The organism is Bradyrhizobium tropiciagri (assembly GCF_018130505.1).
Classification (GTDB): domain Bacteria; phylum Pseudomonadota; class Alphaproteobacteria; order Rhizobiales; family Xanthobacteraceae; genus Bradyrhizobium; species Bradyrhizobium tropiciagri_B.
The window spans coordinates 305,058-327,502 of sequence record NZ_JAFCKH010000008.1 but is presented as its reverse complement, the minus strand read 5'-3'; the positions used below and the strand labels follow the sequence as shown (position 1 = coordinate 327,502).

The 22,445-nt window shown below is 64.6% G+C and carries 19 protein-coding genes; 4 read left to right on the top strand and 15 right to left on the bottom strand.

Going from position 1 to position 22,445, the window contains the following annotated elements; genetic code table 11:
* Positions 1-25: 25 nt before the first annotated feature.
* The 8 genes from JQ633_RS22050 to JQ633_RS22015 all read right to left on the bottom strand — a co-directional run bounded on the left by JQ633_RS22050 (position 26) and on the right by JQ633_RS22015 (position 10,787).
* Positions 26-1,444, bottom strand: a complete 1,419-nt coding sequence (locus tag JQ633_RS22050; protein WP_211987164.1) for an amidase — start codon at positions 1,442-1,444, stop codon at positions 26-28.
* Positions 1,437-2,609, bottom strand: coding sequence for a M20 aminoacylase family protein (locus JQ633_RS22045; protein WP_211987163.1), 1,173 nt, complete (start codon positions 2,607-2,609; stop codon positions 1,437-1,439). The genes JQ633_RS22050 and JQ633_RS22045 overlap by 8 nt, the downstream gene beginning before the upstream one ends.
* Positions 2,610-2,614: 5 nt before the next feature.
* Positions 2,615-4,135: a M81 family metallopeptidase gene (locus JQ633_RS22040; protein WP_211987162.1), complete on the bottom strand. Its 1,521-nt coding sequence runs from the start codon at positions 4,133-4,135 to the stop codon at positions 2,615-2,617.
* A gap of 167 nt (positions 4,136-4,302) precedes the next feature.
* On the bottom strand, positions 4,303-5,958 hold the full coding sequence (locus JQ633_RS22035; RefSeq protein WP_211987161.1) for an ABC transporter ATP-binding protein: 1,656 nt from the start codon (positions 5,956-5,958) through the stop codon (positions 4,303-4,305).
* Positions 5,955-6,842 carry an ABC transporter permease gene (locus JQ633_RS22030; RefSeq protein WP_211987160.1) on the bottom strand — a complete coding sequence of 296 codons (888 nt, stop codon included), beginning with the start codon at positions 6,840-6,842 and terminating at the stop codon, positions 5,955-5,957. The genes JQ633_RS22035 and JQ633_RS22030 overlap by 4 nt, the downstream gene beginning before the upstream one ends.
* Before the next feature lie 3 nt (positions 6,843-6,845).
* Positions 6,846-7,787, bottom strand: a complete 942-nt coding sequence (locus JQ633_RS22025) for an ABC transporter permease (protein WP_211987159.1) — start codon at positions 7,785-7,787, stop codon at positions 6,846-6,848.
* Positions 7,788-8,092: 305 nt separating this feature from the next.
* Entirely contained in the window at positions 8,093-9,391 is a 1,299-nt protein-coding gene (locus JQ633_RS22020) for an ArgE/DapE family deacylase (protein WP_211987158.1), read from the bottom strand.
* A 265-nt stretch (positions 9,392-9,656) separates the two neighbouring features.
* Positions 9,657-10,787: a M20/M25/M40 family metallo-hydrolase gene (locus tag JQ633_RS22015; RefSeq protein ID WP_211987157.1), complete on the bottom strand. Its 1,131-nt coding sequence runs from the start codon at positions 10,785-10,787 to the stop codon at positions 9,657-9,659.
* A gap of 262 nt (positions 10,788-11,049) precedes the next feature.
* Here JQ633_RS22015 and JQ633_RS22010 point away from each other — a divergent pair, with 262 nt between their 5' ends.
* The gene (locus tag JQ633_RS22010; protein WP_211987156.1) at positions 11,050-12,651 is read left to right on the top strand and encodes an ABC transporter substrate-binding protein; all 1,602 of its coding nucleotides are present in this window, start codon (positions 11,050-11,052) and stop codon (positions 12,649-12,651) included.
* 92 nt (positions 12,652-12,743) lie between these two features.
* Here the strand turns inward: JQ633_RS22010 and JQ633_RS22005 are convergent, their stop codons facing one another.
* From JQ633_RS22005 to JQ633_RS21990, 4 genes are all read right to left on the bottom strand, one after another.
* Positions 12,744-12,893, bottom strand: coding sequence for a hypothetical protein (locus JQ633_RS22005; protein WP_211987155.1), 150 nt, complete (start codon positions 12,891-12,893; stop codon positions 12,744-12,746).
* Positions 12,894-12,995: 102 nt separating this feature from the next.
* Positions 12,996-14,102 carry an acyltransferase family protein gene (locus JQ633_RS22000; protein ID WP_211987154.1) on the bottom strand — a complete coding sequence of 369 codons (1,107 nt, stop codon included), beginning with the start codon at positions 14,100-14,102 and terminating at the stop codon, positions 12,996-12,998.
* A gap of 304 nt (positions 14,103-14,406) precedes the next feature.
* Complete coding sequence (locus JQ633_RS21995; RefSeq protein ID WP_211987153.1) at positions 14,407-15,369, bottom strand: DUF4917 family protein; 963 nt, start codon at positions 15,367-15,369, stop codon at positions 14,407-14,409.
* Between the two features lie 13 nt (positions 15,370-15,382).
* Positions 15,383-16,258 (bottom strand): AbiJ-NTD4 domain-containing protein, encoded by an 876-nt coding sequence (locus tag JQ633_RS21990; protein ID WP_249159532.1) that lies wholly within the window; start codon positions 16,256-16,258, stop codon positions 15,383-15,385.
* 539 nt (positions 16,259-16,797) lie between these two features.
* Between JQ633_RS21990 and JQ633_RS21985 the strand changes: the two genes are divergently transcribed.
* Positions 16,798-17,226: a twin-arginine translocation pathway signal gene (locus JQ633_RS21985; RefSeq protein ID WP_211987152.1), complete on the top strand. Its 429-nt coding sequence runs from the start codon at positions 16,798-16,800 to the stop codon at positions 17,224-17,226.
* A gap of 35 nt (positions 17,227-17,261) precedes the next feature.
* On the opposite strand, the gene JQ633_RS21980 is transcribed toward JQ633_RS21985, so the two are convergent.
* Entirely contained in the window at positions 17,262-18,464 is a 1,203-nt protein-coding gene (locus tag JQ633_RS21980) for an FAD-dependent monooxygenase (protein WP_211987151.1), read from the bottom strand.
* A gap of 11 nt (positions 18,465-18,475) precedes the next feature.
* Positions 18,476-18,721 carry a zinc-finger domain-containing protein gene (locus tag JQ633_RS21975; protein ID WP_211987150.1) on the bottom strand — a complete coding sequence of 82 codons (246 nt, stop codon included), beginning with the start codon at positions 18,719-18,721 and terminating at the stop codon, positions 18,476-18,478.
* A gap of 234 nt (positions 18,722-18,955) precedes the next feature.
* Between JQ633_RS21975 and JQ633_RS21970 the strand changes: the two genes are divergently transcribed.
* Together JQ633_RS21970 and JQ633_RS21965 are read left to right on the top strand one after the other, a co-directional pair.
* Entirely contained in the window at positions 18,956-20,089 is a 1,134-nt protein-coding gene (locus tag JQ633_RS21970) for a hypothetical protein (protein WP_211987149.1), read from the top strand.
* Between the two features lie 60 nt (positions 20,090-20,149).
* Positions 20,150-20,902: an alpha/beta fold hydrolase gene (locus tag JQ633_RS21965; RefSeq protein WP_211987267.1), complete on the top strand. Its 753-nt coding sequence runs from the start codon at positions 20,150-20,152 to the stop codon at positions 20,900-20,902.
* On the opposite strand, the gene JQ633_RS21960 is transcribed toward JQ633_RS21965, so the two are convergent.
* Positions 20,888-22,273 carry a hypothetical protein gene (locus JQ633_RS21960; protein WP_211987148.1) on the bottom strand — a complete coding sequence of 462 codons (1,386 nt, stop codon included), beginning with the start codon at positions 22,271-22,273 and terminating at the stop codon, positions 20,888-20,890. The two genes, JQ633_RS21965 and JQ633_RS21960, sit on opposite strands and share 15 nt — an antisense overlap.
* Positions 22,274-22,445: the final 172 nt, after the last annotated feature.

The following is a 22,445-nucleotide window of genomic DNA, read 5'->3' as shown; positions in this document are numbered from 1 at the left end:
AGCGCATCCGACTTGCGTTGAGGCGCTACTTCTTCGGCGGCGTCGGCCAGGGCTTCTGCGGGCCGCGCAGGGCCTCGAACGCCTTGCCCATGCCGAGCACGCCGATGTCGTCGAAGCGGCGGCCGATGATCTGGATGCCGATCGGAAAGCCCTTCTTGTCGTAGCCGCCGTTGATCGACAGCGCCGGGTTCTCCGACATATTCCACGGCACGGTAAAGCAGATGTGCTCGAACGGCTTGGCCGGGTCGTTAAGCGGCGCGGCGAATTCCGCTGGGAAATTCACCACCGGCGACACCGGCGAGATCACGTAGTCGACCTCGCAGAACAGCTTTGCCGCCGCGGCGCGGATCGCCATGGTCTGGTTGAAGCCGCGCACCACGTCGACGCCGGAGAGTTTTGCGCCGGCCTCGGCCCAGCTGAGGATGTAGGGCAGGGTCTTGCCGCGGTCGGCCGATGACAGTTTCGACAGTTCGTCCCAGGTTCGCGCGCGCCAGAAATGATCGAGGCCTGCGAGCATCTCGGGCGTCAGGATGCCGTCGATCTCGGTGACCACGGCACCGGCGGATTCGAACGCCTTCGTCGCCTTGATGACGACGTCGCGCACCTCCTTCTCCACCTTCTGGCCGGAGCCGGCGTCGAGCATCAGGCCGATGCGCAGCTTGCGCGGCGACTTCTCCAGCGCCTTCCAATTGACCTCGAGCGCGGGCAGGCTCATGCCGTCGCGGCGGTCGGGACGCGACAGCACGCTCATCATCAGCGCGGCGTCGTCGACGCTGCGGGTCATCGGGCCGGCGACGCGGCCGACGTAAGGCGGATCGATCGGAACGCGCCCGAGGCTCGGCTTCAGCGCGACGAGACCGTTCCAGCAGGCCGGCAATCGCACCGAGCCGCCGATATCGGTGCCGAGATGCAGCGGGCCGTAGCCGGCCGCACCGGCCGCGCCCGCGCCGGCACTCGATCCGCCGGGGTTCTTGCTGACATCCCAGGGATTGCGGGTGAGCGGATGGAACGAGGACAGCCCCGACGACAGCATGCCGTAATCCGGCATCGTGGTCTTGGAGAAGATCACGCAGCCGGCCTCGCGCAGCCGTGCAGCCGGCGGCGCATCCTTCTCCGCCGGCGTAAGCTTGACGCTCGCCGCACCCAGCGGCACCGGCTGCCCCTTGGTCGCGACATTGTCCTTGATGGTGGCGGGCACGCCGTCGAGCGTGCCGGTCGGTTCGCCCTGCTGCCAGCGCTCTGTCGAGGCCTTCGCGATCTTCCGCGCTCCGTCGGGATCGTAGAGATAGAGCGCCTTGATATGCGGCTCCCAGGCCGCGACCTGGGTGATGATTTCTTCCAACACCTCGGAAGGCGAGAACTGCTTGGCACGATAGCCGGCGAGCAGGTCGACGGCGGAGAGATCGTGCAGCGAGGTGATGTCGTCCTGTTTCGGCTTATGCATGGGCACCTGCCGGGAGGCGTTTCTCGATGATGCGGGCGAACATGCTGGCGCCGATCGGCAGGATCTTGTCGTCGAGAACGTAACCGGGATTGTGCACGGGCACGGAGCCGTCGTGACCGACCCAGAAATACGCGCCGGGCACGGCCTGCATCATGTCGGCGAAATCCTCGCTGCCCATCTTCGGCGTCGAGCGGGTGATCACCTTGGCCGGATCGACGACGGTGCGCGCGACTTCCTCGACGACGCGGGACTGTTCTTCCTGATTGACCAGCACGCTGAAGCCGTCACGGATCTCGACCGAGATTTCGGCGTCATACGCGGTGGCAAAGCCGGCGGCGATTTCGCGCATGCGCTTGCGGATCAGGGCGCGGACCTCATCGGAGAAGCAGCGCACGGTGCCGCACATCCAGGCTTCGCCGGGGATGACGTTGTAGGCCGAACCGGAATGGATCTGGGTGATCGACAGCACCGCCGCCTGCAGCGGATCGACGTTGCGGCTGACGATCGACTGCAGCGCCTGTCCGAGCGTCATTGCGATCAACACCGCGTCCTTGGAGCGTTCCGGCATCGCGCCATGGGCGCCGTAGCCCTGGATCCTGATGTCGAAGAAGTCGGCCGCGGCCATTGCCGGGCCGGGCAGGATGGCGATCTCGCCATGGTTGAGGTCGGGCGCGTTGTGCAGGCCGTAGACCTCGTCGCAGGGGAACTGCTTGAACAGGCCGTCCTTGATCATGGCACGGGCGCCGCCGAGGCCTTCCTCGGCCGGCTGGAAGATGAAGTGCACGGTGCCGTCGAAATTGCGGGTCTCGGCGAGGTAGCGCGCGGAGCCGAGCAGCATCGTGGTGTGGCCGTCATGGCCGCAGCCGTGGAAGCGGCCGGGAATCGTCGAACGCCACTTCAGATTGGTGTTCTCCTCCATCGGCAGCGCGTCCATGTCGGCGCGCAGGCCGATCTTCCTGGTGCTCTTTCCCTTGCCTTTGAGCACGCCGACCACGCCGGTGCCGCCGAGGCCGCGATGCACCTCGATGCCCCAGCTCGTCAGCTTCTCGGCGACGATGCCCGAGGTGCGCACCTCCTCGAACCCGATCTCGGGATGGGCATGCAAATCCCGCCTGATGGCGGTGAGTTCGTCGGCAAAACTGTCGATGCGCTCGATTGTCGGCATGGGTCCTATCCGTTTGTGCGTGATGGGGAGGTTGGTGTGAAGGCGGCGCCGTTCGGCTTGACGCGAATGCCCGGCCGCAGACGCTTCCAGGGCAGGGTGGCGGGATCCGCCGGCATCGCGCCGGGCGCGGCGCAGATCAAAAGCTTTTCGGCAATCGGTTCGAAATCGGCGCGGAAATGCACCGAGCTCTTGTTGACCAGGATCTTCTGCGCCGTCGGCTCGATGCCGACATAGCGGTACATCGCCTGGTCGGCGAGCTGGGCCTTGTAGGAGGCGACGACGACGCGGACGTCGCCGATGCGCAGGCACGCCGACAGGCCCATGTCCATGTCGCGGCCGCCGTAGAACGGACCCGGCGCAACGAACTTTCCGTCCGAGAGCTGTTCGACGAGGAAACTCTCGCGATAGGGCGCGTCGCCCGGAATGCCGGACTTGCCGCCGAGATCGAGCGTGACGGTCGCGCCCACGCCGGCCGCATGGGCGGCCTTGGCCGATTGCGGATCGCAGATCACGCCGGTGGCGCCGCTCGCTCCGTTGCGCACCAGCGCGCGCAGCATGCCCGTGGTGTCGGAGGTGCCGCCGGCGCCCGGATTGTCCTGGGTGTCGGCGATCACGACCGGTCTGGTCGCCGAACGCGCCAGCTCCATCGCGTACCTTATGCCGTCGTCCGGCGAATAGATGCCGCCGTCGAAGTCGTTTTCATGGCTCTCGACCAGCGCGAGCATGCCGTCGGCGGCTGCATCGGCATCGGCCTGGGTTCGGCCATAGGCGAACACGCTCGGGCCGCAATCCTTGAAATCGGCGGCCGGGAAGCCGAACGCGAAGGAAAGCGTCGGCACCGCCTCGCTCTGCAAGGCGGCGAGCTTCTGGTAGATGCCCTTGGCCGGCTGGTCGTTGGTGCATTGCCAGCTGATCGGGATCAGGAAGGGCACCTGGCGGAACGCCTTTGCGAGGCGCCGGCCGGACTTGAGCAGCAAGGCAAGGTGCCTCGCGCTGGCACGGCCGGTGTCGGCCATGTCGACATGCGGATAGGTGCGGTAGGCGATCAGCGCGTCGGCATGGGCGATCATCTCGGGCGAGACGTTGGCATGCAGGTCGAGGCTTGCGACCAGCGGCACGTCCTTGCCGATCGCCTTGCGGACGCGGGCGAGGATCTCGCCTTCGCCGTCGTCGAGGTGTTCGGTCACCATCGCGCCGTGCAGGTCGAGATAGACGCCGTCGATCGGGCCGGCCGCGGCGATGCCGTCGACCATTTCCGTCACGATGTGTTCGAAGGCGTCCTTCGTCACATGCGCCGAGGGCGTCGCGCCGCATGCGACCGTCGGGACCAGCTCCCAGCCATGGGCTTCCGCGGTCTCGACAAAGCCGGCGAGGCCGGCATTGATCCTGCGCATCACCTTGAGCACGCCGGCGCCATGCGTCATCGCCGGCCAGCCGCCGCCATGCACGAAGTCTTCGTAGGTAGCCTTCGCCGGCGCGAAGGTATTGGTCTCGTGCAGGAAGCCGCCGACGGCAATGCGGGTCATCAATTGATCTCGGTACATTCTTGACCGGCGACGTTAAGCGTGTCGTCGCGCCAAGCGCAAGGCGTGGAGCACTGCCGGATTTGCATGCCGCATGAGCGTGTCGAAAGGCCTAGGGCTAAAGGCCTACGCCCTTGCCACAAAGGTCTCAAAAGAATGGAAGGCTGCCGTTACTCCGCCGCTTCGGAAACCGGACGGAAATTGGCAAAATCCCAGCCGCGGCCGGGCGCCGCATCCAGCAGCGCGCGGGTGTAGGCCTGCTGCGGATTGGTCAGCACTTCCGCCGCCGGTCCCTGTTCCACGATGCGGCCATGCTGCATCACGGCGACGTCGTCGCAGATCTGCGCGGCGACGCGCAGATCATGCGTGATGAACAACAGCGCGATGCCGAGCCGCTTCTGGATTTCGTCGAGCAGATCAAGCACCTGCGCCTGCACCGAGACGTCGAGCGCAGACACGGCTTCGTCCGCCACCAGGACGTCGGGGTCGAGCGCCAGCGCGCGCGCGATCGCGATGCGCTGGCGCTGGCCGCCGGAGAATTGGTGCGGGTAGCGCGAGATGGCGTCGGGTGGCAGGTGGACGAGTTCGAGCAGTTCGCGCGCCCGCGCCAGCGCGTCCTTGCGCGGCATGCCGTAATTGATGGGCCCTTCCGCGATGCTCTCGCCCACGGTCACGCGCGGATTGAGCGAGCGGTAGGGGTCCTGGAAGATGATCTGGATCTTCTTGCGGTGCGGCTGCAGCAGCCGCCGCGACAAATCCGAGATTTCGCGGCCGGCGAGGCGCACGCCGCCCGAGGTTGGATCGATCAGGCGGACGATGCAGCGTGCCACCGTCGATTTGCCGGAGCCGCTTTCGCCGACGATGCCGAGCGTGCGGCCCTTGCGCAGGGTGATGGTGACGTCCCTCGCGGCGGCGACCTCGCGGGCTTTGCCGAACAGCGAACGCTCCCGGTAGACCTTGCCGAGCTCATTGGCCTCCAGCACCACCGGCTCGGTGGTCTCGGCGCGCGGCGCGCGCGGCACGAGGCTCGGCACCGAGGACAGCAGGTTACGGGTGTATTCCATCTTCGGATGGCGCAGCACGTCGTCGAGTGGGCCGCTCTCGACCAGCCGGCCGTGGCGCATCACCGCGACGCGATCGGCGATCTCGGCGACGACACCCATGTCGTGGGTGATGAACAGCACCGCGGTGCCGTGATCGCGCTGCAGGTCGCGGATCAGGGTAAGGATCTGTTTCTGGGTGGTGACGTCGAGCGCGGTGGTCGGCTCGTCCGCGATCAGCAGCTTCGGCTCCAGCACCAGTGCCATCGCGATCATGATGCGCTGGCGCTGACCGCCCGAGAGCCGGTGCGGGTAGGAGGCGAAGATGCGCTCGACGTCCGGCAGCCGGACATGCTCCATCATCGCCAGGATCTTGCGGCGGCGCGCGCGGGCGTCGAGGTCGGTATGGGCGCGCAGCACCTCGTCGATCTGGCGGCCGACATGCACCACCGGATTGAGCGCAGTCATTGGCTCCTGGAAGATCATCGCCATTCGCGTCGCGCGCAACTGGCGCAGCCGGCGGTCGCTCGCGGTGAGCAGTTCCTCGCCGACCAGTTTGACGCTGCCGCCCGACGGCACCAGCGTGCCCTTTTGCAGGAGGCCCATCACCGTCAGCGAGGTGACCGACTTGCCCGAGCCGCTCTCGCCGACGAGGCACAGCGTCTCGCCCTCGCGTACCTGCAGCGAGAGGTCGTCGATGATGCGGTGCGCGTCCGCTTTGCGGCCGAGGCCGACGACGAGGTTGTTGATGTCGAGGACGACGTTGGTCGAATTGGCTGCGGTCACTTGCCCTCACGCTGCTTCATGCGGGGATCGAGCGCGTCGCGCGCGGCGTCGCCGATCAGGTTGACGCTGAGGATGGCGATCGAGAGCAACAGTCCCGGCCAGAAGATCAGCGACGGCTTGACCTGGAAGTAGGCGCGGCCCTCGGCCATGATGTTGCCCCAGGTCGGGGTTTCCGGCGAGATGCCGGCGCCGAGGAACGACAGGATCGCCTCGGTGAGGATCGCGGAGGCGCAGACGTAGGTGCCTTGGACGATCAGCGGGGCGATCGTGTTCGGCATCAAATGCCGCCACATGATCTTGGGCAGGCTGGAGCCGACCGAGATCGCGGCCTCGACATAGGGTTCCTCGCGCGCGGTCAGCACCACCGAGCGCACCAGCCGCGCGACGCGCGGGATTTCCGGGATGGTGATCGCGATCATCACCGTCCAGATGCTGGCGCCCGACAGTGACACGACGGCGATCGCGAGTAGGATGGCGGGGATCGCCATCAGGCCGTCCATGATCCGCATCATCACGGCATCGACCCATCGGAAGAAGCCGGAGACGAGCCCGATGAAGAGCCCGATGACGATCGAGCAGACGGCGGCGCCGAGCCCGATCACCAGTGAGATCCGCGCGCCGTAGATGACGCGCGACAGCACATCGCGGCCGAAGGCGTCGGTGCCGAGCAGGAACTGCGCGCTCGCCGGCTTCAGCCGTTGCGCCGGCGCCAGCAGCAGCGGATCGTGCGGCGCCAGCAGCGGGGCGAAGATCGCCATCAGGATGACGAGGACGAGGCAAATCGTCGCAACCGCGATGATCGGCGTCGCCGTCAGGAAGCCGAGCCGCAGCCGGAACGGCCGGGTGACCGGGATTGAGGATTCGGGAAGGGTATCGATCGCCATCGCTCAGTACCGGATACGAGGATCGAGCAGGGTGTAGGCGAGGTCGATCAACAGATTGACCGCGACATAGATACCCGACGTCAGGAGGATCATCGCCTGGATCACCGGATAGTCGCGCGCCAGCACCGCATCGACGGTGAGGCGGCCGATGCCGGGCAGGTTGAACACGCTTTCGGTGACCACGACGCCGGAGATCAAAAGCGCAAAGCCGGAGCCGATCACGGTGATGACCGGCACCGCGGCGTTGCGCAGCGCGTGGCGCAGCAGCACGCCGGCCTCGCCGATGCCCTTGGCGCGCGCGGTGCGGACGTAATCCTCGCCGAGCACGTCGAGCATCGAGGCGCGCGTCATGCGCGCGATCAGCGCGACGTAGATGAAGGACAGCGTGCAGGTCGGCAGGATCAGGCGCTGGAAGAACGGACCGAAGCCGGCCGAGATGCTCTTGAAGCCCTGCACCGGCACCCAGCGCAGATCGATCGCGAAGACCTGGATCAGCACATAGCCGATCACGAACACCGGCACTGAGAAGCCGACCACAGAGAGGCCCATCACAAAGCGGTCGATCCAGGTGCCGTGCTTCCACGCCGCGATCACGCCGAGCGGCACCGCGACCACGATCGAAAGGATGATGGCGGCGAGCGCGACCGAGATCGAGGGCTCGAGGCGGGGTCCGATCATCTCGAGGATCGGCTTGTTGGAGATCAGCGAGACGCCGAGATCGCCGTGCAGCAGTTTGACGATCCAGGTGTAGAACTGGATGTAGATCGGCTCGTTGAGGCCGAGCGAAGCTCTGATGCGATCGAGCTGCTCCGGCGTCGCATTGTCGCCGGCAAGGATCGCGGCGGGATCGCCGGGCGTCAGCCGCAGCAGCAGGAACACGAACAGCGCGACCACTCCCATCACGGGGATGGCGGCGAGGATGCGGCGAAGCAGATAGCCGAGCATCGATGCTAGCTCCTGTCCGTCGGTGCGAAGCGAAGGCTGGGCATCATGCTGATCGTGTCCCCGTGATGTGTGTCATGCGCCTCTGCGTCGTTACTCTGAAAGCCGGTACGAAAGTGATGGATTTGCAGGCAAATACTGTGCCAATGGCGGCGTCAGATCAAGCTGCGGTTCAGGCCGGAAAGCACTGTGTGGCATTGGTATCCGCGACGTGTTGATCGGTCCTGATCGTCCCCTCCCTCTGATCCGAAACCGCAATTTCGAATTGCATATTCCGTCGTGAACCACCGCGCGAAGCGATGATCCAGTCATACGCGCATCACGCCGCACCAGTTGGCGACGAACAGTGCGATGCTCTGCGTGATCTTGCGAAGGCTGTCGAGCTCGATGCGTTCGTTGAAGGCATGTGGACCGATGCCGTAAGGACCATAGCAGAGTGCAGGGATGCCGTAGTCGACACAATAGTAGCGGGTGTCGTTGACGGCGGTGGACAGGCGCTCCTCCATCGGAGCCTGGAACACGGATTGATGGGCGGCGGAAAGCACGGCTTCGGCCTCGCTGCCGGGTTCGCACACCGCGGCGTCGGCCTGAAAGCCGCTCCACACCAGCTCGGCCGGATTGTCGGACAGGAAGTCATCGGCCTTGTGCGCGTCGGCGAGGCATTCCTCGATGCCGCGCATCGCCTCTTGCGGCGTCTCGCCCGGCAACAGGCCGAGCCGGCAGTCGAGCTCGCACCAGGCCGCAGTCGAGCTTGCCCAGTCACCGCCCTTGATGATGCCGACGTTGAACTTGATCGGATTCTTGACGCCGCGGAACCAGCTGTTGTCGAGCGCGCGGGCATTGAGCGTCCTGGTGTAATCCTGGAACGCGCGCACCAGGTGCATCGCCGACAGGATGGCGCTGGTGCCGGTCTCGGAATAGGCGACATGCACCGGCGTGCCGCGCACGCGCAGGCGAAACCAGACGGCGCCGACCTGGGCGCGGGTGAGCGTATGTCCGGTGGGTTCGGGAATGAGGCACGCATCGGCACGATAACCGCGCATCAGCGTCGACAGCGCGCCGTTGCCGGTGCTTTCCTCCTCGGTCACGGTCTGCAGATGGATGCGCCCGTTCGGCGCATATCCGGCGCTTCTGATGGCATCGAGTGCGAAGATCATCGCCGAGACGCCGGCCTTCATGTCCTGCGCGCCGCGTCCGAACATCCAGCCGTCGCGTACCGCGGCTGCGAACGGCGGGTGGTCCCAAAGGTCCGAGGGGCCCTCCGGCACAACGTCGATATGACCTTGCAGGATCAGGCTGCGTCCGCTGCCCTTGCTGTTGACGGTCGCAACGACCTGCTTCGATCCGGCGAGATCGATGCCGTCCATCGGTGCAGCCTTCGGATGGCTCATCAGGTTGACGTCCGCGAGGCTGAACGCATCGACGTCGTAGCCGCGTTTTGCGAACTGCTCGGCCAGCCAGACTTGTTGCGGCGCTTCCTGTCCGCGCAGGCTGCGGAACTGCACCATGCGCGACAGGAACGCGACCTGATCGTCGAAATTCCGCTCGACGGCGGCGCACAACTCTCGGGCAATCTGATCCGGCTTGGCCAACGTCTCAGTTGTCATGTCTCGCCCCTCCGGAAATGCTGTGCTGAAGCTTGATGCTGATTGCGCGCGCGACGCGACAATCGGCAAGCGCGTTGCCGATCATCGGTGCGGTTCTCCCCAGCCATCAGGTTAGTTGTTGTCATGCGGCGTTTCTCTGCGAATTGCGGCCCGGCCACAGGTAACGACGCTCATATTCTTCCCCTTCGGCCGGATAATTGGAGGAAAGCTGCATTGGCGGTCTCGCCTGAAGCTCGCTCCAATCGTCGTTGGCTTCCGCCACGCTCTAGTCCAGCGTCGCCAGCAGCGCCGCCATCAGGCGGCCGCGCTCGGCGAGGCTGTCGACTTCGATGTGCTCGTTGAGCGTGTGCGCATCGGCGCCGCGCACGCCGAGGCCGTCGAGGGTAGGGATGCCCATCGCGCCGGTGAAGTTGCCGTCGGAACCGCCGCCGGCGCTGCCATGCGGCAGATCGAGGCCCATCGCCGCAGCGAGGCCCTTTGCCTTTTCATAGAGCGCCATGGTGCCGGCGTCCGGCTCCCACACCGGGCGGGTGACGCCGCGCGTCACCTTGAACGTCACGTCGTTGGCGGTGCCGGACAGCGCCAGCATGCGCTCGACGCCGCGGTCGAGATCGGCCTGGCGCTTGGCCATGCTGAGCGCTTCGCCGGTGCAGGTGGTGGCAACGCAATTGACCCACTGGCCGCCATGCACGATGCCGACCGAGAAGGTGCAGTCCTCGGTGGTCATGCCGTCGATTGCGAGAATTTGCCGCGCCATCTCGCGGATCGCGGAGCGGCCGGAGGCGAGCGTCGCGCCGGCATGGCTCGGCTTGCCGGTGGCTTCGAGGTTGAAACGCGCGATCGCGTAGCGGCCGGTGACGACGCCGTTGTTGGGACGGCCGGGTTCCGGCACCAGCACGTATTTGTTGCGCGCGGCCTCCGCCTCGATGATGTCGCGCGTCGACGGCGTGCCGACCTCTTCATCCGGCGTGAACAGCACGGTGATCGGCAGCGGTGTCGTGAAAGAAGCGCGCGCCAACTGCCGGATCGCTTCCAGCGAGAGATAGTTGCCGCCCTTCATGTCGAAGATGCCGGGACCGAAGCACTTGTTGCCGTCGCGCCGCCATTGCAGCTTCTCGATGGTGCCGACCGGATGCACGGTGTCGAGATGGCCGGCGATCAGGATGCCGGGCTGGCCCTGCTTCGGATGCGGAAAGCGGGCGCGGACGCAGCCGGCAAAGCCCTGCCGCCCGGCGATGCGTTCGATCGTCGCACCCATGATCGCCATCTCGCGCGCGGCGAGGTCCAGCATGCGCTCGACCGCGGACGCGTCCCAGGTCGGGCTCTCGCATTCCACCCAGCTCCGCAGGCCCTGCAGCATCGCTTCGGAATCAAAGGGAAGATTGGCTGGGTTCATGACGTTTCTCTCGTTGTTGTTCTGACCGCGCCCGCGCGCACGCATACGAAAGTCGGAGGGCGCGAATTTGTAAAGACAAAATCCGGGCGCGCCGCACAATTCGTTTGTATACGTGCGATCTTCCCGAAACCGATTGACGCGCACAACGCTTGGTGCAAATCTCGATTTCGCAAGCCCAACAGCATGTTAGTCCGCCTAAATAACGGACCGCGTGCATAACGAATAAGCCGGCTTTGACCAATCATACGTCAGGAGAAAATGCATGTTGCCTATGTCGCGTTGGAAGCATCGCACGATAGCAGCCGCGCTGTCGGCGCTCGCGCTGTCGTTTGCATCGCCACAGGCGATGGCCGCGGACAAGACCATCACCGCGGTGATGCACTCGGATCTGCGTGTCATCGATCCGATCATGACCACGGCCTACATCACCCGCGACCACGGCTACATGATCTATGACACGCTGCTCGCGACCGATGCCAATTTCAAGATCCAGCCGCAGATGGCGGACTGGAAGATCTCCGACGACAAGCTCACCTACACCTTCACGCTGCGCGACGGACTGAAGTGGCATGACGGCACGCCGGTGACGGCGGAAGACTGCGTCGCCTCGCTCAAGCGCTGGGGCAAGGTCGACGGCATGGGCCAGAAGCTGATGGACTTCGTCGCGAGCCTCGAGGCCACCGACGCCAAGACCATCACGCTGAAGCTGAAGGAGCCCTACGGCCTGGTGCTGGAATCGATCGGCAAGCCGTCGTCGCGCGTGCCGTTCATGATGCCGAAGCGCCTCGCGGAGACGCCGCCGGACAAGCCGATTCCGGAGCAGATCGGCTCCGGCCCGTTCAAGTTCGTGCAGAGCGAATTCCAGCCGGGCGTGAAGGCGGTCTATGAGAAGAACAAGGACTATCTGCCGCGCAAGGAGCCGGCGAGCTGGACCGCGGGCGGCAAGGTCGTCAAGGTCGACCGCGTCGAGTGGATCACGATGGCCGACGCGCAGACCGCGGTGAACGCGCTGCAGTCCGGCGACATCGATTTCCTGGAGCAGCTGCCGTTCGACATGCTGCCGGTGCTGGAAGCGAACAAGGATCTCAAGATCGAGGTGCTGAACAAGTTCGGCTTCCAGACCCTCGGGCGCATGAACTTCCTCTACCCGCCGTTCGACAATCCGAAGGTGCGGCGCGCCGCGTTCCTGGCGATGAACCAGAAGGACGTGCTCGACGCGCTGGTCGGCAACGCCAAGTATCAGCAGATCTGCGGCGCCTTCTTCGTCTGCGGCACGCCGCTCGAGACCGACGTCGGTGCCGAGACGCTGGTGAAGGGCAACGGCCTCGCCGAGGCCAAGAAGGCACTGGCCGAGTCGGGTTATGACGGCACGCCCGTCGTGATCATGGCCCCGGGCGACGTCACCACGCTGAAGGCGCAGCCGATCGTCGCGGCGCAGCAGCTGCGCGATGCCGGCTTCAAGGTCGATCTGCAGGCGACCGATTGGCAGACCGTAGTCACCCGCCGCGCCAGCCAGAAGCCGCCGAAGGAAGGCGGCTGGAACATGTTCTTCACCAACTGGGTCGCGGCCGACGTGTCCGATCCGATCGTCAACGCATCGATCACCGGGCGCGGCAAGAACGGCGGCTGGTTCGGCTGGGCCGATGATCCGAAGATCGAGGAATTGCGCGACAAGTTCGCGCGCGCCGGCTCGGCCGAGGAGAAGAAGAAGATCGCTGCCGAGATCCAGACCGAGGCCTACGATCAGGTGATCTACATTCCGCTCGGCCAGTACACGGTCCCGAGCGCATGGCGGAAGTCGCTGACCGGCGTGCTCGACGGTCCGGCCACGCCGATCTTCTGGAACATCGACAAGTCGGAGTAGAGCGCCGCGAAGCGCCTTAGCCGACAAGCTTCACGCAACACAAATGGCCGGGCGTTGCCCCGGCCATTTTCCTTTGCGCGCTGTTCCGGTTCTCAGGTGTGGCTGTCGCGCAGCTGCTCAAGGCCATCCTGGAACGGTGGTCCGCCTTGCGGCCGGTCCGGTTTCACGCTGGGCTCAGCCTTGCGCGGATCGCGTTTGCTTGCTGCCTGCTCCTCGGAAGGATGCTCGTTCACCATCGTCATGCTCCAATTGCTGCATGACAACATTTTTGCGGTGAACTGGTTCCCGGCCGGCAGAGCTTGCGCGTCTCATGTCCGAAACAAGGCAATCGTGGCCGGCTTGCCTCAATCGGAGAGGCGGGCAATCGGCTTGCGCCAGAAGCCGACGAATTTCCATCGATTGAGAATGATGTTCTCCGCTGCGGTCACCGCTGCCTTCAGGCCAAGCGCGCGCTTTTCGACGAGATGCCAGGAGCAGATCGCGACGAGCAGCGACAACGGCACGCAGATCGCGATGTTGATCCACCAGTGCCAGAAGGCCGGCCCGAACGATGAGAGCGCCTGCTGAATCGGATAGCCATACAGGAACATGCCGTAGGAGTAGTCACCGCTGGACAACAGGCGCAGCCGCGGAGGATTGGCGAGGCCGAGGTAACAGGTGAGATACGTCACCGGTGCCGCAATCAGAAAATCCCCGCGCTTGACCAGCAGCAGGATCGCGCAAGCGATGAGGCAGGCTGCGGCCATCCCGTGATGGTAGGGGATGCGCTCACGCCACAGGTAGAATCCGACGCCGGACAGGAAGCAGCCGACCAGCACGGATCCATCCACCGTGGCGGTCAGCGCGTCGGTCATCAAGGACAGCAGGAAGAGCTGCACCAGGATGAGAAATCCGAGATAGGCGACGCGTAGGGACGTCAGCCCTGATGCGGCGAGCAAAGCCAGAGCGAGATAGCATTTGAGCTCATACGGAACCGTCCAAAGCTGACTGTTCACCGTCTCGGGCACCGGGTTGTCGAGAAACAGCCCCGGCAGCGTGTATTGAATGTCGCCGACGATGTTGAGGAAATAGGCGTAGAACGCCGGATCGGCAAAATAGTCGCGCCAATCGAAGCTCGTCAGCGCCGGTCCCAGCAACAGCGCCACGATGCAGGCTTCGACGCAGAGTGCAGGAGCGATCCGCAGGATTCGCAGGCCGACAAATCCGATCAGGCTCCTGGAGCGCAGCAGGCTGCCCGTGACGAGGAAGCCGCTGAGCGCGAAGAACATCGGCAGGATGATCGCGACCGGCGCGCGGAGCGGGCCGGAGAGCAGCTCGTAGGTCCTGCTCATCCCCATCGTGGTGTTCATGCTGTGCTGACACACCACCGCGACGGCGAGGAGAATCCTGAGATAGTCGAATCCGGAAGGTCGCCCGTTCGCCTCGGTTAGCTTTGTGCCAAGGTCAAGCATTTCAACGGGAATCGCAGTACCAGCCGAACTCTGCGCGACTTGCGTCTCGGGATCGTGCAACCAGTGTATGTTACGAGAATCTAACGCAACGTTAACGCGTGAAATGCACCGCGTTCTGGTGAGGTATCACCCGGTCTGACAGGGACGCGCGGCGGACCGAAGGTTCGGGAAACCGTTCATGCGGTCCAACGGACCTTGCTCTGAAGCCACGGAGTGCACCGTAGGTCGCAGCAATCGAGGTCCGTGAGATGTGGCTCTGAAACGAATTGGGCGTCAGGGCAATTCAATGATGCCAGCGAAGCGACTAGCCCCAAACATTCGCCGTCTCAGAATCGACGAGCGTATAGCCGATCTGAGAGCCATTCCGCTTCTGATGGCGCGAGAGTTCGCCATCGATTTCTTCGACGTTGGCCGTGGGTTTATGGACGCAGAAATAAAGGTGGCTGATGTCGGAACTGAACAGTGCATCGTAGATGTGTGCATCATTTGGGCTTGCGGAATGCCCGTAGACAAAGAAAGCGCTCTCGCTGCACTTAAGCATCTCGTAGCAATGCCTTAGATACGGCGTCGCATAAATCCGCGCGAGCTTCTGAGCCGAGGTGCCTTCGGCCACGTACAAAGGCAGACGCTTGGCCTGCGTGATCGTCGAGGCGATTGCATCGATCACGCCGCTCCCTTGGTCAATTCGCTTTTCGAGTTCGTCATCTTCGGTCTTGAATAGATGAAGGCCGCCGTGAAGATTGTAGATGTTGCAATGAGCATCGGTCTTGAACGGCCAGCGAAAGCCGTTCCGGTCCTCCGCGAGCCCAAATCCGTCTTTGAATTGTTTGGTGTTCTCCAATATCACCCAGTACAGCAGCAGGTCGTAGTTCAGAGTAAAAATTGTATCGTACTGTGAGAGAAACTTGACACAAGCCGGGATTTGATCGGCGATATCTTCGCGGTGCTTTGGATGGGTGACCCTTACCGCATGAACTAGCGCACCACGAAGCTTGTCAGCCTCTGACGCTAGAAGTTCCGCGCGCTTTTCTTTGCTATAGGCTCGCTCGACGAGCGCCGCATCTTCTAGCGCTCGAATGACAACCTCGAAATCGAACGTCGACAGTGCGCCAAAAAGAGCACGTAACGGACTTCCTTCGTCCAGCCCGGCTTTCTCAAGAAGATTGGCGTACCGGAAATACTTTATCGAGAATCCATTGGCGATCATTAGGGATGGGTTTTCGCCTGCCGCCTTCATCGCGTCGTCGAAACCAATAATGTCTACCATGGAGCCACCACCGTTAGCTGGCACGTTTTGTCGAAGTCAGTACGAGCCGAAGAAACGAAAACAGCCGATGGAAGAGATAGTCGACCTGGCTCGATGCTGTGAGCGGCTCCTGCGAAGTCTCGGAATGCCGAATGCGGAAGGAATTGCCGATCTCGGTCAATTCACGGGCCTCGTTCTCAAGTGCCTGGCGGAACTTGCCGCTTGCGACGCGATTGAGAAGCCGGGTTACCTGCTCACGCTTGTCCTTTCCGCTTTCGAGCGTCTTGATGCGCTCAAAAGCATCCCAAATTTTCTCAAGCGCTTCCCGGCGAACGTTTTCATGCGGCGACGTGAATTGCGCGCGTGCCTCTTCGAGCAGCCGATCCGTCTCGGCGTCGCCCGAATGAAACGACGTGGTTGCAAAGAGGTACTGCAGTTCAGTCGTCAGCACCCGCCTTGCTTGGCCCTCGGAGGTCAGTTCGAAGGCCACGCCATTGCGCGCGAAGATGCCGTTTATCGCGTCGACAAACTCCCGCAGCCCTTCCTCCCTGTCGAAACTCAGGTGGTGGTGGCGGAAGAAGGAATGAAAACTTCCCTCGATCGGCTTGGCAATTGAAGCGGCCACGAACTCGATGAAATCAAGGATGGCCAAGGTGTCTGGCGTATCGTCCAGGGGCAGTGGATACGGCATGTCCGGATGCTGAGCCTTGACCATAAGGTCGATGGCGCGGTTATCGTGCCCGATGACTCCGTATCCATCGGAACAAGTCTCCGGAAACGTATAGCCGAACGACCCGTCCGCAAGGCGGGCTGAAACGATCGCATAAATCCCGCCCCAGACAGCAGGTTCGATCGTTTCGTTTGTACGGGGACGCGGTGGCCGTTGCTGGTCGGAGAAATATGCAGGCATTACCATAACCGATTTCAACTAATGGTGCGGGCAGCCGGACTCGAACCGGCACAGCTCTTACGAGCCGAGGGATTTTCTTACCATCTACGGCTTTCGCCGCCTAAGCCGTCGCGCGTTCGCGCTCAGGCTAGTTTGTGGTCTGGACTATACCTTCATCATGGGCGCGTTCACGCCTTTAGATGCTGCCCGTCTAGTCTCTACACCTTCGCCCCAGCCGTTCGGCTGGGCGCTTGGCTCGGGATTGCCATGTGAAAGGTTTCCCCGAGTTTGAGCAGTTCTGCACCTCGGGTTTCCCCGGGGGCACTCAAAAGCTTAAGTCCCTTGCGTCTACCAATTCCGCCATGCCCGCATTGCCTGCAATCTACCTTCCACTACCTCCTTCCGCCAATACAAAACTCACGCGTATGAATTCGCCTGCCGGAGGTGGGTTGCGCCGGATGCGACTTGCGCCGATAACGGCGTGTGCCGCGATGCAGCCTCAATCCCGACATCTGTGGCTGCTTTAGGCAATCTCAACACTGTCCGAATAAGAAAGCCGCATGTCCGTTCGTTTTCCACGCCGCTGCAGCCTGTCGCGCGCGGCGGCCGTCGTCGCGCTGCTCGCCTCGGCCGCGGGCGTCGCCGGCTGTGCGCAGATCGGTGACAGCGTGTCGTCGGCCTTCGCCGATCCGGCCAAATACGATCTCTATGACTGCGGTCAGCTCGAGACCGAGCGCAAGGGTCTGGCGAGCCGCGCCGCCAGTCAGGAAGCGTTGATGGCCAAGGCCCAGACCGGCGTCGGCGGTGCCGTGGTGTCGGAATTGGCCTATCGGAACGAGCTGATCGCGATCCACGGTCAGCAGAAGTTCTTGGAGGAGGCCTGGCGCAAGAGCAGGTGCCACGAGACCCCGCCGCAAACCGCGGCAGCGACGCCGTCCCCCGCGCCCCCTCCGGCTCCCGCCGCGAAAGGCACGCGGCCGCAGCGGTAAGCGCTGCACCGGGGCTCACGGTCGAGACCGTAGCCTCACGCCCGCCAGTCGTAGATCCAGTCCTGCCGCGCCAGCATGCGCTGCGGCCCGATGGCGCGAATGAACAGGTCGCGCGCGATCGCGGCCGGTCCGCGCAGGTGATAGATGCGCCCCTGCTGTCGCGCGAGGCGCTGCACCTGCAGGACGCGCGGGCGCCGCATCTCGGCGTAGCGCTGTAGCGCGGACGCGATCCCCGAGCCGTCTTCGCCGCGGCTGTCGCGCAACGCCTTGGCAAGCACCGCCGCGTCCTCGATCGCCATGCCGGCGCCCTGTGCGGCGAACGGCAGCATCGCATGCGCGGCGTCGCCGAGCAGCGCCACCGCACCTTCATTCCAGCGGCCGAGATCGGGCAGGGTGAACAGCGCCCATTTGCGCCAGCCGTCGACCGCGCCGATCAGCGTCCGCGCGCTCGCGGGCCAGAGCGACCCGGCGAATGCGTCCTTGACCTCGCTGGCTTCACCGGGCGCGCTCCAGCCCGGCTGGTTCCAGGTGCCGGAAACGATCGCGACGACATTGATCTGGCGGCCGGCCGAGATCGGATAGGCGACGAGATGCGCATTCGGCCCCATCCAGAGCCGCACCCGCGGGGCGGCATCGTCGCGCGGCAGAGCGCTGGCCTCCAGCGTGCCGCGCCAGGCGATCAGGCCGGAGAACCTTGGCTGCACATCCGGAAACAGATGTCCGCGCACCGACGACCAGATGCCGTCAGCGCCGATCAGCGCCGTAGCCAGTTCCTGCTGTCGTGCATTGCCGCGGCGCTGGACCACGGTGAGCCCTTCGGCGTGTTTGGTGACGTCCTCGAACTGGCAGCCGAGGCGGAGGTCGATGGCGGAATGATCGTTCACCGCGTCCTGCAGCGCAGCCTGCAGGTCGGCACGGTGGATCACCCAATAGGGTGATCCGGCGCGGAGCGCTGCGGCCTCGCCGAGCGGCATCCGCGTGATCTCGCCGCCGGCGCGCGCGCTCATGACGGCGACCGCTTCCGGCGTTACCGCGCGCTGCGCAAGCCGTTCCTTCAGCCCGAGCTCGACCAGGATGCGGCTGGCATTGGGGGAGAGCTGGATGCCGGCGCCGGCCTCCTCGAGCCGCTCCGCCTTCTCCAGCACGATGACGTGAAAACCCTGCGCCGCCAGCGTCAGCGACGCCGTCAGTCCTCCGATCCCGGCGCCGGCTACGATGACGGTTCGCGTCAGCGCCACGGCGCGTCAGGTCAGGCGACCCGGTCTTTCAGCACGCATTCCGGCGGGCGGGCCTCGCCGGGCGCAAGGTCGGATGCGAAGCGGTACAGCGTCGAGCAGTACGGGCAGATGATCTCGTTGTCGTTGCCGAGGTCGAGGAACACGTGCGGATGGTCGAACGGCGGGTTGGCGCCCACGCACATGAACTCCTGCGAGCCGATCTCGATCACCGAGACTCCGGCGTCGTTATGGAAGTGCGGGACGACGTGGTCGGACATATTCTCACCTTGGTAGCAACAATGAGCAAACACAATCAGCAGCATGCGGCATCGTGAAATGCCGCGCACCATACTGGCGGGAACTGTTGATTCCTAGAGCCCCGACGGCCCATTTGCTCATGCAAATTCGACACAATCTTGTCGTCCCAGAGAAGCCCTCCTTTGGTCGGAGCCGTTGTGTCGCAAAAACGGCACACTGTTTCCAAGGCGAGTTAAACTAGAGGTTTTTTCGTGATGGACCGGGTGCGTGTCAGCCTCGCGGTAGCCGCCATCGCAGCAAGCGCTGCGCTGGGCGCGGCCGTCTGGCCGCATGCCCGCGACGCCGGCACCGTGCTGGCGGCGCAGGACGATCCGTCCGCGCTCGCCGATCTCAGGATCAATTCGGCCCTGCGCAACAACCCGAAGTTGATTTCCGACAATGTCGAGGCGGCGCTCGCCGCCAATGACGCCGATCTTGCCGCAAGCTTCGTCGAACTGGCGCGCGACAGGAATATCGCGCTCGGCGACGACCTTACCAAGCGCGTCAATGATGCGGTCGCCGAGCAGGGGTCGACCGTCCATTTCGCCAAGGGCTTCGCCACCGGTTTGGTGACTGGCAATGCCGATGACGTCGCCAGCCTGTCCGGCACGGTCGCCGGCGATCTGTTCGTGTTCGGCGACATCAGGGATGTCGTGCGCGAGGGCAAGCATCTGGCGATGGGCGAGGATACCGACCATCTGGTGCTGGGGCTGGCGACCGCCGGGCTCGCGGTGACGGCGGCGACCTATGTCTCGCTCGGTGGTGCCGGGCCGCTGCGCGCCGGGCTGACGCTGGTCAAGGACACCCGCAAGGCGGGACGGCTGAGCGAGGGGCTGATCGCATGGGCCGGACGCTCGACGCGCGACGTCGTCGACGGGCCGGCACTGAAAGAAGCCGTCGCATCCGGCTCGGTGCTGCGGCCGACGGAAACCGCGGGCGCGATCCGCGCCGCGTTCCGTGCCGAGAAGGCGGGCGCGCTGGTGCGCGTCGCCAAGGATGTGGGGCGCATCGGTGAGGCGGCCGGCATTCGCGCCGCGCGCGACACGCTGAAGGTCGCGGAGAACCCGAAGGAGCTCGCGCGTGCGGCCCGCATTGCCGAAGCGAAGGGCGGCCAGACCCGCGCCATCCTGAAGCTGCTTGGCCGCGGCGCGCTGCTGCTCGCCACTGGGGCGTTCAATCTGACGATGTGGCTGTTCGGCGCGCTGCTGACGCTGTTCGGATTCCTCTCCTCGATCAAGGCGACCACCGAGCGGGCCACCGCGTGGTGGCTCAGGCGCAGCAAGGCGCGCCGTCTCAGGCAGCAGGCGGCGGCCCAGGCCGCGCTGGCGGGCGCTGCCGTCCAGGGCTAAGCTTGCGGTCGGCCTTCGATCGCCAATTCCAAAATTCCCCAAGAAGAAACGGAATGCATGATGCCGAGTTTCCATCACGGCGATGTTGAGATTGCCTATATCGATGAAGGCGAGGGCGAGCCGATCGTGCTCGTGCACGGCTTTGCGTCGAGCAAGAACGTCAACTGGATCTATCCGACCTGGGTGTCGGACCTCGTCAAGGCCGGCCGGCGTGTCATCGCGCTCGACAATCGCGGCCACGGCGATTCCGCAAAACTCTACGATTCCGAGCAGTATGAGATCGCGATCATGGCGAGCGACGTGATCGCGCTGATGGATCATCTCAAAATCGCACGCGCCGACGTCATGGGTTATTCGCTGGGCTCGCGGATGACCGCAATCCTGGCGCTTGAGCAGCCTGATCGGCTGCGTTCCGCGATCCTCGGCGGCATCGGCATCGGGCTGATCGAGGGCGGCGGCCCCGGCGAGAACGTCGCTATCGCGCTGGAAGCGGCCTCGCTCGACGAGGTCACCGATCCGGTCGGCCGCACCTTCCGCGCCTTTGCCGACCAGACCCGTTCCGACCGCCGCGCGCTCGCCGCCTGCCTGCGCGGATCGCGCCGCCTGATGACGCGCGAGGAGGCAGGCGGCATCGGCGTGCCGGTTCTGATCGCGGTCGGCAGCAACGACGAGATCGCCGGCTCGGCCTTCGCGCTCGGCAAGATCATTCCGGGATCGGAGGTGCTCGATATCCCGAACCGGGATCACATGCGCGCGGTCGGCGACAAGGTCTACAAGACCGGCGTCATCGACTTCCTGTCACGGCGACCCTAGGTCCTCGGCGTCGTCATCCCTGGCAAAGGCGCGCGCGGCTGCGATCAGCATCACGAAGGTCGCGACCCAGACCATGCGCGCGCCGTAGCGGTCATGCGGGCCGGATATCACGCCGCAGACGAAGGCATTGCCGAGCAGCGCGAGGGTGACCGTGCCTGCAAGCAGCGTGAGGTCATCGCGCCGTCGCCGCCACAGGCCGTGGCCGAACAGCAGCGCGACCGCCAGCATCGAGGCCAGCGCGATCGGGACGTGGATGCGGTTGACCGTGGTGAAATCGAGCTGCCATTGCTGTTGCTTGGCCTTGCGCATCGGCGCGAGCTGCGCCGGGATATAGCGCTCGATGATGCCGTAGGTGTGCGGGATCCAGCCGCTGGCGCCTTCGCCGGTCGCGACATGTGCGAGCTGATCGGCCGTTGCGATCAGCGCGGCCTCGGCCTGCCATGCCGGGTATTCGGCGAGCGAGTGCAGCACGATGAAGCCCATCTCGTCGTTCAGCCCCTGGAAGCGGCCGAGCGTGTTGAACATGCTGTTGCCCCACAGGAAGTCGTCGGCGGTCGGCGGCAGCTTGTCGCGATAGGGACAGAGCTTCAGGTTCTGTTTGGCGCAGTGATCGCGCAGATATTGCGCGACGATGCCATCCTGCAGCATGCGGCCGAACGGGACGCCGTAGCCGCCGGGCGTCCAGGCGAACTGTCCCGACAGCGCGATATTCGCCGTCAGCAGCATCGCCGCACCGGCGACGATGGTGAGGCTGCCCTGCACGAGGCCGGCCAGCGGGAGCTGCCGGCGCAGCCACGGGCGGGCGATCCAGCCGACGCAGCACAGGCCGAGCAGCACCGCGAGCGTCGCGCTGTGCGAAGCGGCCGAGAACGCCGTGAAGGCGAACAGCGCGGCCTTCTCCAATGTCGAGATCTTCTCGCCGTGCAGCACGAGGACGAACAGCGCAAGCACCGACAGGCCGGCGAAGATGTCGGTCAGCAGCATGCTCGCGAGCCAGGGCAGCGCGGTGGTCAGGATCAGCGCCAGGCTGATCGCGACCAGCCTGATCGGCCGGGCGAGGTCGAGCACGCGCAGCACGAGCTGTAGGATCCACAACGTCGCCAGGGTCTGGATGCCGAGATTGAGCCAGAAGCCCGACCGCTCGCCGAGATGCAGGTAGATGCCGAACACCGTGGATCGGCTCGGCACCAGATATCCCTCATACCAGCGCGCCAGGTAGCCGCCGGTATCCCATTGGAGCAGCGGATAGCCGTTCCAGAAGGCGGGCGCGAGCAGCAGGAGCGGAATGGCAATGGTGGCGATCCAGACCGACCGTGTATCGGTCAGGCGCGCGCGTAAAATCTGCGTGTTGATGACGTTACCCCCCGGCATTGGGGCCGACCATGCCCAAAACTACGGCGGGGACGAAATCCGCCAATAGTTGCAAAAGGACGGCTTGATTTCGGCAAAATCCCGACCACTTGCCTTAGACGCCCGCCGGGGGGCGTTCGGCTGGGGTTTACTGTACCGAGCCGTCCGGCGACGCGCTCGATCCACCGTGCTA

Coding starts and splice junctions, on each gene's coding strand:
- JQ633_RS21960 (WP_211987148.1), bottom strand. CDS start 22,273: ATGCCGGGGGGTAACGTCATCAACACGCAGATTTTACGCGCGCGCCTG.
- JQ633_RS22005 (WP_211987155.1), bottom strand. CDS start 12,893: ATGACGATGGTGAACGAGCATCCTTCCGAGGAGCAGGCAGCAAGCAAA.
- JQ633_RS22025 (WP_211987159.1), bottom strand. CDS start 7,787: ATGCTCGGCTATCTGCTTCGCCGCATCCTCGCCGCCATCCCCGTGATG.
- JQ633_RS22020 (WP_211987158.1), bottom strand. CDS start 9,391: ATGACAACTGAGACGTTGGCCAAGCCGGATCAGATTGCCCGAGAGTTG.
- JQ633_RS22010 (WP_211987156.1), top strand. CDS start 11,050: ATGTTGCCTATGTCGCGTTGGAAGCATCGCACGATAGCAGCCGCGCTG.
- JQ633_RS21990 (WP_249159532.1), bottom strand. CDS start 16,258: ATGCCTGCATATTTCTCCGACCAGCAACGGCCACCGCGTCCCCGTACA.
- JQ633_RS22040 (WP_211987162.1), bottom strand. CDS start 4,135: ATGACCCGCATTGCCGTCGGCGGCTTCCTGCACGAGACCAATACCTTC.
- JQ633_RS22000 (WP_211987154.1), bottom strand. CDS start 14,102: ATGCTTGACCTTGGCACAAAGCTAACCGAGGCGAACGGGCGACCTTCC.
- JQ633_RS21995 (WP_211987153.1), bottom strand. CDS start 15,369: ATGGTAGACATTATTGGTTTCGACGACGCGATGAAGGCGGCAGGCGAA.
- JQ633_RS22015 (WP_211987157.1), bottom strand. CDS start 10,787: ATGAACCCAGCCAATCTTCCCTTTGATTCCGAAGCGATGCTGCAGGGC.
- JQ633_RS21965 (WP_211987267.1), top strand. CDS start 20,150: ATGCCGAGTTTCCATCACGGCGATGTTGAGATTGCCTATATCGATGAA.
- JQ633_RS22050 (WP_211987164.1), bottom strand. CDS start 1,444: ATGCATAAGCCGAAACAGGACGACATCACCTCGCTGCACGATCTCTCC.
- JQ633_RS21975 (WP_211987150.1), bottom strand. CDS start 18,721: ATGTCCGACCACGTCGTCCCGCACTTCCATAACGACGCCGGAGTCTCG.
- JQ633_RS22045 (WP_211987163.1), bottom strand. CDS start 2,609: ATGCCGACAATCGAGCGCATCGACAGTTTTGCCGACGAACTCACCGCC.
- JQ633_RS22030 (WP_211987160.1), bottom strand. CDS start 6,842: ATGGCGATCGATACCCTTCCCGAATCCTCAATCCCGGTCACCCGGCCG.
- JQ633_RS21985 (WP_211987152.1), top strand. CDS start 16,798: ATGTCCGTTCGTTTTCCACGCCGCTGCAGCCTGTCGCGCGCGGCGGCC.
- JQ633_RS21970 (WP_211987149.1), top strand. CDS start 18,956: ATGGACCGGGTGCGTGTCAGCCTCGCGGTAGCCGCCATCGCAGCAAGC.